The organism is Duganella sp. AC917 (genome assembly GCF_979258245.1).
In genome coordinates, this window is sequence record NZ_OZ409848.1 from 5,232,042 (window position 1) to 5,245,514 (window position 13,473).

Annotated in this window: 11 protein-coding genes; 4 read left to right on the plus strand and 7 right to left on the minus strand. The window is 63.6% G+C overall.

Features of this window, described 5'->3' with window-relative positions:
* The first annotated feature begins 34 nt into the window (after window positions 1-34).
* Complete coding sequence (locus tag ACZ0BA_RS22825; protein WP_463453451.1) at window positions 35-1,960, plus strand: hybrid sensor histidine kinase/response regulator; 1,926 nt, start codon at window positions 35-37, stop codon at window positions 1,958-1,960.
* Here the strand turns inward: ACZ0BA_RS22825 and ACZ0BA_RS22830 are convergent.
* The 6 genes from ACZ0BA_RS22830 to ACZ0BA_RS22855 form a co-directional block, all read right to left on the minus strand.
* Window positions 1,957-3,036, minus strand: coding sequence for a glycoside hydrolase family 43 protein (locus ACZ0BA_RS22830; RefSeq protein WP_463453452.1), 1,080 nt, complete (start codon window positions 3,034-3,036; stop codon window positions 1,957-1,959). The genes ACZ0BA_RS22825 and ACZ0BA_RS22830 overlap by 4 nt on opposite strands.
* 114 nt (window positions 3,037-3,150) lie before the next feature.
* Entirely contained in the window at window positions 3,151-4,728 is a 1,578-nt protein-coding gene (locus ACZ0BA_RS22835; RefSeq protein ID WP_463453453.1) for a methyl-accepting chemotaxis protein, read from the minus strand.
* 205 nt (window positions 4,729-4,933) lie between these two features.
* Window positions 4,934-5,710 (minus strand): hypothetical protein, encoded by a 777-nt coding sequence (locus tag ACZ0BA_RS22840; RefSeq protein ID WP_463453454.1) that lies wholly within the window; start codon window positions 5,708-5,710, stop codon window positions 4,934-4,936.
* Window positions 5,670-6,887 (minus strand): hypothetical protein, encoded by a 1,218-nt coding sequence (locus ACZ0BA_RS22845; protein WP_463453455.1) that lies wholly within the window; start codon window positions 6,885-6,887, stop codon window positions 5,670-5,672. Before ACZ0BA_RS22845 ends, ACZ0BA_RS22840 begins: the two co-directional genes overlap by 41 nt.
* Window positions 6,888-7,000: 113 nt before the next feature.
* Window positions 7,001-7,627: a response regulator gene (locus tag ACZ0BA_RS22850; protein WP_463453456.1), complete on the minus strand. Its 627-nt coding sequence runs from the start codon at window positions 7,625-7,627 to the stop codon at window positions 7,001-7,003.
* A gap of 32 nt (window positions 7,628-7,659) precedes the next feature.
* A complete protein-coding gene (locus ACZ0BA_RS22855) occupies window positions 7,660-10,545 on the minus strand; it encodes a sensor histidine kinase (RefSeq protein ID WP_463453457.1) in 2,886 nt (961 codons plus the stop codon).
* 222 nt (window positions 10,546-10,767) lie between these two features.
* Here ACZ0BA_RS22855 and ACZ0BA_RS22860 point away from each other — a divergent pair, with 222 nt between their 5' ends.
* Together ACZ0BA_RS22860 and ACZ0BA_RS22865 are read left to right on the plus strand one after the other, a co-directional pair.
* Window positions 10,768-11,685, plus strand: coding sequence for an alpha/beta fold hydrolase (locus ACZ0BA_RS22860; RefSeq protein ID WP_463453458.1), 918 nt, complete (start codon window positions 10,768-10,770; stop codon window positions 11,683-11,685).
* A 38-nt stretch (window positions 11,686-11,723) separates the two neighbouring features.
* The gene (locus ACZ0BA_RS22865; protein WP_463453459.1) at window positions 11,724-12,515 is read left to right on the plus strand and encodes an SDR family NAD(P)-dependent oxidoreductase; all 792 of its coding nucleotides are present in this window, start codon (window positions 11,724-11,726) and stop codon (window positions 12,513-12,515) included.
* Here ACZ0BA_RS22865 and ACZ0BA_RS22870 read toward each other — a convergent pair.
* Window positions 12,512-12,778, minus strand: a complete 267-nt coding sequence (locus ACZ0BA_RS22870; RefSeq protein ID WP_463453460.1) for a LysR substrate-binding domain-containing protein — start codon at window positions 12,776-12,778, stop codon at window positions 12,512-12,514. The two genes, ACZ0BA_RS22865 and ACZ0BA_RS22870, sit on opposite strands and share 4 nt — an antisense overlap.
* A 10-nt stretch (window positions 12,779-12,788) precedes the next feature.
* Here ACZ0BA_RS22870 and ACZ0BA_RS22875 point away from each other — a divergent pair, with 10 nt between their 5' ends.
* Window positions 12,789-13,400 (plus strand): hypothetical protein, encoded by a 612-nt coding sequence (locus ACZ0BA_RS22875; protein ID WP_463453461.1) that lies wholly within the window; start codon window positions 12,789-12,791, stop codon window positions 13,398-13,400.
* The last annotated feature ends 73 nt before the right edge of the window (window positions 13,401-13,473 follow it).

Here is a 13,473-nt window from a genome sequence, read left to right on the forward strand (position 1 = left end):
AATTTACGATCCACGACACGGTGAGCTAACGCGAATGCCTGCTGAAAACTCAAATATTCTCGACTTCGAAGCCATTTTTTCGGCGACCCAAAGCGCCTATCTCATGCTTGACACCGATCTGATGATTGTCGGCGTCAACGAGGCCTATTTGCAGGCAACCGAACGGAGCCGGGAGAGTGTCGTGGGCCGGCATGTGTTCGATGCATTTCCGGTTAATCCTTCGGAGCCCGGGGCTAGCGGGGTGCCGAAATTGAAGCGTTCGCTGGAAAAGGTCATCCAGACCGGACGCGCCGACCATGTTGAAATGTTGAGGTTTGACATACCAACCGGGCCCGGAGTTGATGCGCCATTCGAAACCCGGTATTGGAGCCCGATCAATTCTCCAGTGTTCAGCCGGGACGGCATGTTGACGCACGTCATACATCAAGCGATCGATATCACCAAACAAGTGGAATCGGAGCGAGGGCGACGGGAAAGCGAGCGACGCTTCAATGCGCTGACGGACGCATCCGGCGAAGTGATCTACCGGATGACTGCGGACTGGTCGCATATGCATCAGCTCGACGGACGCGGTTTTTTGCGCGACACCTCATCCGTAGACCAATATCGCATCGAAGATTACGTTCCGCCAGAGGATCACGTGTTGGTACGGAACACCATTAAAGAAGCGCTCCGCAATAAAAGCGTTTTCGAATTGGAGCATCGGGTGCTCCGCGTGGACGGCGGTGTCGGATGGACGTATTCCAGGGCGGTACCCATCCTCGATAACGAGGGCGAAATCGTCGAGTGGATCGGCTCCGCCGCCGACATCACCTCGCGAAAAGTCGCCGAAGAAAAACTCAAGGACAGCAACCGCCGTAAAGACGAGTTTCTTGCGATGCTCGCGCATGAGTTAAGGAATCCGCTCGCGCCGATTAGCGCGGCAGCGGGGTTGCTGCATCTCGGCAGAATGGATGAGGCGCGCCTGGTGCAGATCAGCGAAATTATCGCCCGTCAGGTGAAGCACATGACCAGCCTGATCGACGACTTGCTGGATGTCTCGCGCGTCACGCGCGGGCTGATCACGCTCGAGTTTGAGCCGGTGGACATCAAGCACGTCGTAGCAGATGCCGTTGAGCAAGTCGGACCGCTGATTGAATCGCGACGGCATCACATCGCGGTGGATGTGTCGCCCGAGGCCGCGCTTGTCTTCGGCGACACCAAACGGCTGGTGCAGGTCGTCACCAACCTGCTGAACAATGCAGCCAAATACACGCCGGAAGGCGGCGTCATCGGTTTGCAGGTGCGAGTCGATACCGAACTGGTAACGGTTTCCGTAAAGGATAACGGCATCGGCATGGCACCTGAGTTTCTGGACCGGGTGTTCGAAATGTTCAGCCAGGCCCAGCGCACAGCGGACCGCTCGCAGGGCGGCCTGGGCATAGGCATGGCCCTCGTCAAAAGTCTGGTGGAGCTGCATCACGGCAGCATCGAGGCGAAGAGTGATGGGCCGGGCCGCGGCAGCGAATTCACGGTCCAGCTTCGACGGCACAGTGCGCCGGACATGAAGCGGCCGTTGTCGAATGACAATTTGCAGAACATCCGCCCGGGCGGGCTCAAGGTGATGGTTGTCGATGACAATGTCGACGCCGCCAACATGCTGGCGATGTATCTCGAAACGTCGGCGCACGATGTGGTTGTCGAGCACGAGTCGCGGACGGCGCTCGCGCGTGCCCGGAGTGAACAACCGAAGGTTTTCCTGCTGGATATCGGCCTGCCTGATATGGACGGTAACGAGCTAGCCCGGCAGTTACGTTCGCTGCCGGAATTGGCGTCGTCGTGCCTGATCGCCGTCACCGGTTACGGACAGGATCAGGACATCAAAGGAACCACCGAGGCCGGGTTTGACCATCATTTCGTCAAACCCGTCGATATGACCAGGCTGGAGGCCCTGCTGACGGCGCTAGGCACTCTGCATTAATCGCGACGCGGGACTGGTGCGAGTTGCCGCGCGGCTACGCCGGCCTTCGTCAACGTCACCGGACGGATCGTGCCGTCGGCATTGAACTCCAGGCGCTCGATGGCCACCTGGCGGTGGTTGCCATCCGTCTCGCCCAACGGCCGGCGGTGATAGGCGATGTACCAGTCGTCGGTGCCCGGAATGTTGAGCATGGAGTGGTGCCCCGCGCCAGTGGCCACGTTGCCGTCCTGCTGGAGAATCTTGGCGATCCGCTTGAAGGGACCGTGCGGCGAATTGCTGATCGCGTACGCCACGCTATAGTCCGGCCCCGTCCATTCGCCCTCCGACCACATCAGGTAGTACTTGCCGTTGCGCTTGGTCATGAACGGACCTTCGACATAGGCCGGGTCCGGCGTGATTTCCTTGTACGTCGTGCCGTCCGCGAATGGCACCACGCTCAGCAGGTCCGGCGCGAGCTTGACCACGTTCAGGTGCCGCCAGCCGCCGTAGTACATGTAGAACTGCCCATCGTCATCCTTGAACACCATCTGGTCGATCGGCTGGGCGCCGTTATGGATCGCGCCGATCAGCGGCTTGCCCAGCGCATCCTTGAACGGTCCGCCAGGACGATCCGCCACCGCCACGCCGATGCCGCCGAGCTGGCCGGTGGCTTTGATATCGTTGGCGCCGAAGAACAGGTAGTACTTGCCCTTGTGCTCAACCGCAGAGGGCGCCCAGACGGCGTAAGCGGCCCAGCGGACGTTCTCCACATCGAGCACGCGCGGGTGCCTGGTCCAATGCACCAGGTCGGGCGAGGAAAACGCGTCCAAAAAAGTTTGTTTCAGAAACGGCGCCCAGATCAGATCCGAGCGGCCGCGCATGCGTGCCTGTTCGGGCGTGAAGGTACTGGCGCGGGCCGGCGTGACACCGTCGGCGGAGTAGGTCGGGTACAGCCAGTACTGCCCGGCGAAGATGCGGAGCTCGGGATCGGCATACCAGCCGGGGACGATCGGATTTTCCGCCTGCACGCACCAGCTGGCGGTGACCGACGACAGGAGGAGGAAGCTGCGCGCCAAACGACCCAAGAGGTTTCTCATCACGTTCCAATGTTGTTGAGCATGCATGCATTGTAGAGCAATGATGTTTACCAGCGACCTCGGAAGTTCGCCCCACCCAGCATGCAGCGCCCCACCCATGAGACCGAATTAACTTCAGCCGATGCTCAACGGCTTGCGCTGGGTCAGGGCGGCAGGCTGGCGGCCATCGCCGGTGAGTTTGAACAGCGACACCGAGCGCGCCAGATGCGCGGCATGATCCTGCAAGTCGGCGGCGGCGGCCGACGCTTGTTCGACCAGCGCGGCGTTTTGCTGGGTGACCTGATCGATCTGCGAGACGGCCCGGTTGACCTGCTCGATGCCGGCGCTTTGCTCGTTGGTGGCGGACATGATCTCGGCCATGATATCGGTGACCCGTTGGACGCTCGACAGGATCTCATCCATCGTGGCGCCGGCCTGGTTGACCAAGGTGGTGCCGGTATCGACCTTGTCGACCGAATCGCCGATCAGGATTTTAATTTCCTTGGCGGCGCTGGCCGAGCGTTGCGCCAGATTGCGCACCTCGCTGGCGACGACGGCGAAACCGCGCCCTTGTTCGCCGGCACGCGCCGCTTCGACCGCCGCGTTGAGCGCCAGGATGTTGGTCTGGAAAGCGATGCCATCGATCACGCTGATGATGTCGACAATCTTCCTGGACGAATCGTTGATCGACGCCATCGTGCTGACCGCCTCGGACACCACGGCGTTGCCTTTGACGACCACCTCTGACGCGGACATCGCCAACTGGTTGGCCTGGCGCGCGTTGTCGGCGTTCTGGCGCACGGTGGCCGTCAGTTCCTCCATCGACGTCACGGTGCTTTGCAGCGAACTCGATTGCTGCTCGGTGCGCTGCGACAGTTCTTGGTTGCCGGCGGCGATCTCGCCCGACGCCGTGGCGATCGCGTCGGTGCCGAAACGCACGTCGGCAACGATGTCGCGCAGGTTCAGGTTCATCTTTTCCAGCGCTTGCATCACCTGGCCTACCTCGTCGGTGGAGCGGCTCGCCAGGTCGCACGTCAGATCGCCACGGCTGACCGATTCGGCCAGATCCAGCGCCTGCTTGAGCGGGTTGGTGATCGAGCGCGTGACCTTGACGCTGATGACGCCGGCCAGCGCCAGCGCGAACGCGACGATGGCCATCAGGCGGTGCCGGTAGCTATCGTTGGCATCGACGATCGCCGCCACACTTGTCTCCTGGCGCTTTTGTTCCAGCTCGATCAAGTTCTTGAAACCCTTGACGGTGGCGCCGCCGAACTTGTTGGTGTACTTCGCGCGCCAGTCGGCGGCCTGCTCGGTCTGGCCGGCGGAATACAGCTCAAACCATTTCGGACGCGATTCCATGTACTTCTGGAACGTGTCGCGCAGCTCGGCCAGGCTGGCCTGCTCTTCGGTGGTCAACTGCTTGCGCGAATACGTGTCCAGGTTTTCCTTGACCATAGTCGACCACCTGGCCTCGTCGCCAAGGATCTTTTTACGCGCCTCTTCGCTGCCGGTCATGAAGTTGGCCACGCCAAAACGCAGCTCCCACATGGCGTTCTGGGCGTTGACCAAGCCGATGTTGCTGCTTTGGGTCGACTCGATGGCCGCGCTGTTGCGCGACGAATTGATGATGGACAGCAGGCTGATGGCAAGCAGAAGAACGACAACCGTCGCTAAGGCGATGGCGATCCGGGTGCGGACGCGTAAATTGGACATGATGGTATGAGAGCAAAAGGATGGAAGGACTGCTAACAAACGTTAGATGCGCAGCGACATCGAATGTTACATGAAGGAAATAGATTTGACGTTAATATGAATTAACTTTTCGGAGATTTTACAATTTGTTGTTGCGCAGCTCACTGCCCAATGTGTGTTACGCGGTCTACGAAGCTTGGCTGTACCGCGGCCATGCCGCCCGGGCTCAATCGATCATAAAGGCCACCCGGCCTTCATCCTGGCACAGCTGGGCGCTCTGCCCGGCTTGCTCGAAGGCCGAACATTGTCGATTGCCCTGCGGGTCTTCCAGTCCTGGATGGATGCGCAGGAGGTAGGCGCCGGGACGCCAGCGCCGCGTTGGCGTGAAGCGCCATTCCCGCTCGCCGGCCGCGAGCGTTGCCGCGCCCGGCAGGCGCCGCCCGTCCGGGCCCTGTACGGCGATCTGTGCCGCCGCAGCCCCGTCCAGCGCGGCTGGAAAGACCACGCGCAGCGGCTGACGGCCACCACGCCGCAGCGCCTGCACCGCCCACTGCCCAGGATCGATGCGCTGGCGCAGCGGCGCCGTTACCAGCCAGCGTCGTTCCACCGGCCGGCCCACTTGCGGATCGCCGATGCGCAGCGTGACGAACTGGCCGCTATGCAAGGCCGGCCCCAGCGCGACGTTGGGGCCGACGCCGCTTTTGATACGGCCCGGATGCAGCAGCAGGGTGACGGCGCTTGCGTTTCGGTCCGGCAGCGGCACGTCGAGGAAAGCGTCACGAATCGGCGCACCGTCGCTATCGAGCAACGCGACCTGCCCCATGTCCAGCGGCGCCGCCAGGGGCCGATCGAGATGCAATTCGACCCGCAACAGGTTTTCCGCCACCGCCGGCCCGGAAGGCGTCACCCTGGCGCCGGCCAGCACCGGCCACGGCGCCAGGGCCAGCAACAGCAGCGCCGCGCTAGCGGGCCAGTTCAGGATAGCCTTCGATGGTGCGCGCATATTTGTGGAAGTCGCGGAATGTGTCGCCGTCCGGATAACGGTAATCGGGAAAATCGTACTCGTTGACGAAGTCGCTCAACCGCAGGTAACCACCCTTGGGAATCGACACCAACTGCATTTCGCCGCCCGCCTCCGAGCGGCGCAGCGCCAGCAGCAATTGCGGATTGAGGTTGTCGAGCCGCATCACCGCCGCCATCGGCGCCATCGTCGCCTTGACGCCGAGATAAGCTTTGCCCGGCCATTCGATCGGCGCGTCCAGGCCCGGCGCGGCGGCGGCGGCGGCCAGATCGACGGAGCTCAACAGGTCAGCCGACCGGCTGGAATTGACCAGCAAGGCATAGTCCTGGCCGCCGGTGCTGAAACTCACCAGGCCGTTCGGCGCGCTGCCCCAGCCCAGTTCCCCCACCGTGCGGGCGGCGATGTGCGCGCCATCCTTCAGATCCTTGAGCGGGATGGTCACCAGCGGCGTGCACGTATAGGCAGCGACCAGCGTGGGTTCGCCGCCGATCGTCATCACCGTCATGCTGCGGATCGGCGCGCGGGTCTCAATCTGATTGTGCACCGGATGGTACATCTCCACCGTGGTGGCGCTGGCCTTGCCGCTGAACGGATAGTCGTACACCCGCAAGGTGGAAGCGAAACTGCGGTTCGACAGCCCGGCCACATATAGCCGGTTCTGGTAGTAGCGCATGTCGGTGACGGTCAAAGTCTGTGCGGGTAGGTCGCGCCAGAAGGCGATATGTGCCGCCGGCGCATCGGTGATGGCGGCCGAGGACGAGACCCTGGCCAGGTCGAGTGGCCGGACTTGCCCCGTGGCGTCGATACTGACGATGGCCGGCTTGCCCGGGCCTTTCACGCCCCGCACGGTCAGCGCGACGTACGCCACTTCGCCGCCAGGTTGCACGGCCATGTCCTCGAAGCGCAGCGCGCTGGGCGCTACCCGCAGCGCTTTGGCGATCGGCGCCTGCACATCCATCAGATTGAACGGCTTGTCGGCCGGCCGGCCGGGCGCCGGCAGCGCCAGCGCGAAAATGCGCGCGCCCTTCCAGTCGGCGACGAACAGGGTTTGCGCGTCGCCAAAGGTAAGTTTGCTGGCCGATTGCATGGCTGGCGGCGCGGCATGGGCGGCGCCCGCCGCCAGGACCAAACTCAACAACAATTTCAATCGGGTGTACATGGCGGTACCGTCCTTTCACTCGATGGCAAAAAGACAGTATAAGGACGGGGCGGGGTCGCGGTCACTGCCCCCTGGGGCCGGTTGTTTTTCACCCTATCGTGTGTTGCAACCGCTCAATTCTCCCAATAACCGCGCCGCACGGCGATCATCACCGCATGGGTGCGGTCGCGCGCGTCGAGCTTTTGCAAAATGGCTTTCATGTGGGTCTTGATGGTGTCTTCGCGCAAGCCCAGTTGGTCGGCCACGCGCTGGTTCGAATTGCCGCCACTGACCAGGCGCAGCACCTCGACCTCGCGCTTGCTCAAGGCATCGAGCTGGAAGCTGTTGACCAGGCTGGCCGCGACCGGCGGCGGCAGCAGGCGCCGGCCGGCGTGCACGGAAACGATGTAGTCGCTCAAGGCGGTGCGGACCGTGTTTTTCAGCACATAGCCGGTCGCGCCGGCCTTGAGCGCGCGCGTCACCTGCACGTCGCCGTCGAACGTCGTCAGGATGATGACGCGGGCCTCGGGATCGATCTGGCGTATCGCAGCAGTCGCCTCGATGCCGTTCAATCCCGGCATCTGCAAATCCATCAGGATGACGTCGGGGCGCCAGCGCCGGTACAGTTCGACGGCGCTGTCGCCATCGTCCGCCTCGGCCACGACGCGCAAGCGCGGGTTGGCCGACAGCACCGCGATGATGCCGCTGCGCAGCAAGGGATGGTCGTCGGCGATCACGATGCTGATCTGGTCGTTCTGCATGGCTATGCTCCTGTCGTTGTTCGCCCGGCCGGTCAGCGGTCCCGATGCCAGCGGGCATAGGCGAGCGTGGCGGGAAGTTCCAGCCGCCAGGCGGTGCCGCCGCCTTCAGCGCTGTGCAGCGCCAGCCTGGCGTTGATTCCGGCGGCGCGCTCGTACATCCCGCGCATGCCCCAATGGTTCGGCCGGCCACCCTGGCTGAACACCGTGGCGGGCATGCCGATGCCGTTGTCGCTAAGGATACAGCGGAATTCGCGTCCGCCATAGTGCACTTCGACCTCTATCCTGGTCGCCCCGGCATGGCGGTAAGCGTTCGCCATCGCCTCGGTGACGATCGCCAGGGCCTCCACATGGACGGTGGCGTCGAGTTGGCGGGCGGCGCCGGAAACGGTCACGCGGACCGGGGCCGCATCGCCATGCCGCAGACGCGCCGCCGCAGCGCGCACCGCATCCTCGAAACTTGGCTTGCCGATCTCGTCGCCGCGCAGCGCGGCAATGCGCTCGCGGCCCTCGTTGAGCACCTCGTCGGCCTGCTGCAACGCGTTTTCGATCCGCAGCCGCGCCGTGGCCGCCGCCGGCAACTCCAGCGTCGCGGCATGCACGTGCAGCACCAGCGCCTGCACCGATTGCAGCAGGGTGTCGTGCAGCTCGCGGGCGATGCGTTCGCGCTCATTGACGCGCTCCTGCAGCCGGGCCGCCAGCTGCCTGCCCAGCCGACCGATGCGCCAGCGGTACGCCAGGTAGAGCGCCGCCAGCGACGCCAGCACGCACAGCGCCTTGAACCACAAGGTTTGCGTCGCCTTGGGTGCGATCTCAAAACCCATCGTGGTAACAGCGCCGGTCCAGCGGCCGTTGTAGTCTGTCGCGGTGACGCTGAAATCATACCGTCCCGGCGCCAGATTGCTGTAGTAGGCGCTGCGGCGCGTTCCGGCCTCCTGCCATTGCGCATCGACGCCGTCCAGGCGGTATCGGAAGCGCAGGCGTTCCGGCATCGACAGCGCCACACTGGTGTAATCGATCTGCAGCGCGGCGCTGCCTGGGGCGAAGCGGATCGGCTGCAGCGGCGGTCTGACGTTGCCGGGCGGCCCCAGCGTCTTGATGGTGACCGGCAACATGGGCGCGGACGGCAACTGCGCGGCAGGGTCCAGGCGAAACAGACCGGTGGTACGGGCAACCCACAGGCGCCCGTCGGAGGCCAGCACCAGCGATGGCGTCGGCGCGAGGTAGGGCGCGCTGCCTTCCAGCCCGTCCTGCCGGTCCAGCCGCTCATACTGCACGCGATACCCGCGCGTCTGCTCGAACCTGGCGATTTCGGTGGCCGGGATGCGGAACAGGCCGGCAAAAGCATTCACCCAAAGATCGCCGTTTTCCAGCTCGGCGATGCCGGAAATGCCGTGGAAGGTCTCGCCATCGACGCCGCCGAGCTGGTTGAACCGGTTTGCCCCGAGCAGCGCCAGGCCGCTTTCGCCGCCAGCCCACACATGGTTTTTATGCAGGTGCAGCGCCATCACGGGCCCCAGCGACAATCCTTGCGCCGGTCCGTAGCTGCGCCACGCCGCGCCTTGCGCGTGGGCCACCAGACCCGGGTGGTAGCCGAGCCAGAGTCCGGCGACGTCGGACCGGGCCATGACATTGACCTCGCCCTGCATGCCAGTTTTTTCCCACTGACCGTGGCCACTGCGGCGATACAAGCCATGTTGGGCCAGCGCCACCAGCAGGCCGTCATCCTGGTCCGCCTGCAGCGCCCGCACCCGCGCGCCACCGACTGCGCCGGGCAGGTCCACCGTCCGGCTGTCGTCGCCCCGGAAACGCCACAACGTCCCGAACGAGGCGCCCCACAGCGCGCCATCGCCGGTGCGGGCCAGGCTGTACAGCAGGCCGCCCCAGCCGGCGCCGTCCAGCGTCCGCCGGGACGTCGCCGTCACCTGGCCGCGCTCGTTTGCCTGGGCGTGATACCTGCCGATCCACACGCCGCCCCGGCCATCGGCCAGCAGCGCGCCGCCGATGGCCGCTTCGGGCACATCGAGCCGGCTCACGCGTTTGGGACGAAACCGGTCGATGCCGCTAGACGTGGACGTCCAGATATTTCCTTCGCGATCTTCAAAAATGGCGTGCACGGCGCGCCCGCTCAAGCCCTGCGGCGACGCCGCACGGGCCGTTTCGCGCGCCGTGCGATACTCCAATGCGTCCAGCAGGCCCACCCACAGATCACCGTGGCGGTCGATCAATAAACTGCCGGGATCGCCCAGCGATCCCCACCGGCGGTACACGCTGTTGCGCTTGGGCCCCGTCAGCAGATGGAGCCGGGCATGCGGCGCATCCCAGCTGAGCACGTTGCCATCGGGGAGCTCGAACAGCACGCCGGTGCCGCTGTCGACGGCCGACCTGGCAAACTGCGTCTCGCCCGGCTTGAGCGAATATACGCCCGCATCGCCCTGCGCCCACAGCACGCCATGGCGGTCACGCATCAGCGTTTTATAGACGCCGCCGGCCACTTGCCAGGCGCCGTCGGCCATATGCCAGCGGCCGCCTTCCAGGTAGAACAGGCCAACCGCAGTGGCCGCCCACATCCGGCCGGCGCCATCGTGCTCCAGCCCCCAGACGGGGCGGTCGGGCAGGCCATCCTGTTCGCCGTAACTGCGTATCGCCCCTTGCCGCAAGTAGCTGACACCGCCGGCACGATAGCCGATCCACAGTCCGCCGTCCTGGGCCGCATTGACAATGCTGACGTATTTGGCCGGCAAGGCGGCATTGACCGGTACAAATTGCTCAAACTGCATGCCGTCGAAGCGATACAGCCCGCCGGCCCCGCCCAGCCACAGCCAGCCGTCGCTGGTCTGCGTCATCGAGATGATCGATTCCGGCGCGCCGTCGCGCGCGCTCCAGCTGGTGTGATGCAAATCGATCGGGGGCGATGACACGGCTTGCGCTGAATATGCCGCAGGCAAGGCGCAAAAATACAGCGCGCAGCATGCCAGCACCGCGCGTAGACCGCCGGGCAATAGGCGTATTCTCATGTCACATGGAATTAGTTATGATTTGGCAACGTTCTTCCTCGATTGTATAGAAGATTTCCACCCTATAGTGTGTTTAGCAAAGCTGCCGGTTTGGATATCCTGTGTTTTCCACCACAGGAGCCAACCATGCGATTCCACCTTGCCTGCGCCGTCGCGCTGACCGCCGTCCTTCAACTCACCCCGGCCTGGGCCGCGCCGCTCGCCTATCCGTCCACCTTCAAAATCAAGGACATCAAGACGCCGGAGGCCACTCTCCACGTGCGTGAAGGGGGCAGCGGACCGGCGGTGGTGCTGCTGCATGGTTTTGGCGACACCGGCGACATGTGGACGCCGCTGGCGATGGCGCTGGCCAAAAAACACCGCGTGATCGTGCCGGACCTGCGCGGCATGGGCTTGTCATCGAAGCCTGCGGCCGGCTATGAAAAGAAGAACCAGGCCGGCGATATCCGCGCCGTGCTCGATGCGCTGGGCATCGACCGCGCCGTCATCGTCGGCCATGACATCGGCACCATGGTGGCCTATGCCTACGCCGCGCGCTATCGCGACAAGACCGTCAAGCTGGTGGTGATGGATGCGCCGGTGCCGGGCGTCGCGCCATGGGAGCAAATCGTCCGCAACCCCGCCTTGTGGCACTTCGACTTCGGCGGCAAGGACGCGTTGCGCCTGGTGCAGGGCCGCGAACGGATCTACCTGGACCGATTCTGGAACGAGTTCGCCGGCAACCCGGACAAGATCGACGAAAGCACCCGCGCGCACTACGCCAAACTCTACGCCGCGCCCGGCGCCATGCAAGCGGCCTTCAACCAATTCCTGTCGATCCGCAAGGATGTGGTAGACAATACGGAATCCGTCAAAACCAAGCTGGCCATGCCGGTGCTGGCGATCGGCGGTGAAAAATCGTTCGGCGCCAATGAAGCGGTCGTCATGCGCAACGCTGCCACCAACGTGACCGAAAAGGTGATTCCCAACGCCGGCCACTGGCTGATGGAGGAAGCGCCCGACGCGACCATCGAGGCTATCGTGGCCTTCGTGGACGCCAAATAGCGCCGGCCAGCACACGGCTCAACCCAAGGAGAATCGACATGGATTTACAACTCGACGGCAAGCTGGCACTGGTCAGCGGAAGCACGGCCGGCATCGGCTACGCCATCGCCGCCACCCTGGCGCGGGAAGGCGCCAGCGTCATCGTCAGCGGCAGGACCCAGGCCGGCGTCGACGACGCGGTGAACCGCATGCGGGAAGAAACGCAGGGCACGGTGTACGGCTATGCCGGCGACCTTAGCCTGGCGGAGGAGGCCAAGGAAGTGGTGCGGCGCTATCCGGGCATCAGCATCCTTGTCAATAACCTCGGCATCTTCGAGCCCAAGGCTTTCGAAGATATTCCTGACGAGGACTGGCTGCGATTCTTCGACGTCAATGTGCTCAGCGGCGTACGGCTGGCGCGCCTGGTGCTGCCCGCGATGAAACGGGCCGACTGGGGCCGCATCATTTTCATCTCGAGCGAAAGCGCGGTGCAGATCCCCACCGAAATGATCCACTACGGCATGACCAAGACCGCGCAACTTGCCGTCTCGCGCGGGCTGGCGGAATCGGTCGCCGGCGCCGGTATCACGGTCAACAGCGTGCTGCCCGGGCCGACGAAATCGCGCGGCGTCGGCGACTTCGTCGAAGACATGGCCCGTGCGAGCGACAAGAGCTTCGAGCAGATCGAAGCGGAGTTCTTCGATCATGTGCGGCCGACTTCGCTGATCAAGCGCTTCGGTACGCCGCAGGAAGTGGCGTCGCTCGTGGCCTACGTGGCCAGTCCGCTGGCGTCGGCGACCACCGGCGCGGCGCTGCGCGTCGACGGCGGCGTCGTCAAGAGCGCGTTCTAGCGATCGTGCACGCGCGCCGGTGAGGCGTTGCCGAACAGCTCGGTAGTCCACTCGGTGAACGCCCGCATCGCCGGCGAGAGAAAGCGGTGATGGGGGTAGAGCAGTGACACCGGCACCGGCGCCGGCCGCTTGTCGGCCAGCACCTCGATCAATGCTCCGGTCCGCAAATGGTCGGTCACCAGGATCTCGGCCAGCTGCATCAAGCCGTGGCCGTCGAGGCACAGCTTGATGTAAAGCCCGGTCTCACTGATGGCCGGCCTCAATGACGCGGCTATGAACCTCTACAACGAGTTCAATCGGAACGACCAGGATCGCGACAAGATCGCGGCCCTCCACTTGCCAGTAACGGGCGATGGAAAGATCGAAATCTACTTTCGCGGCAATCCAGCGGTCCGCGTGGACGCCTTGCGCATCCTAAGCGAAGGGCACATTCGGTGCCTGGGCCTCGCCATCCTGCTCGCGAAAAGCCAAAGCATCCAAAGTCCGTTGATCGTATTCGATGACGTGATCAATGCGATCGACCACGATCATCGCGGCGGAATCCGGGAGACGATCTTTGAGAGCGATCATTTCACTCAAACGCAGCTCGTCGTCACATGCCATAGCAACGAGTTCATCAAAGATATCCAGCAGCACCTTCTGGCTAACCGGCGCGAAGAATGCAAGGTCTACTTGTTCCGCAGCCCTGATGGAAACTATCAACCAAGGGTGAACAATGTCCTGAACAGGAACTACATTGCCAATGGACGCCTTGGATTTGAGAAATGGGCGCTAACTTCGGAGCCATATCCGTCGCCGTTCCAGACAAACCGCACCAGAAAACCGTCAATAAGCTTACTCAGCGATGGCGTCAGTCCTGATTTCCGTTTGCAATGGAATCATTGAAACGACAGCGTCGCGGCATTAAAAAGCCCATGTTGTCAGATCAAGGCAAACATGGGCTTCAGCGAATGGCAAG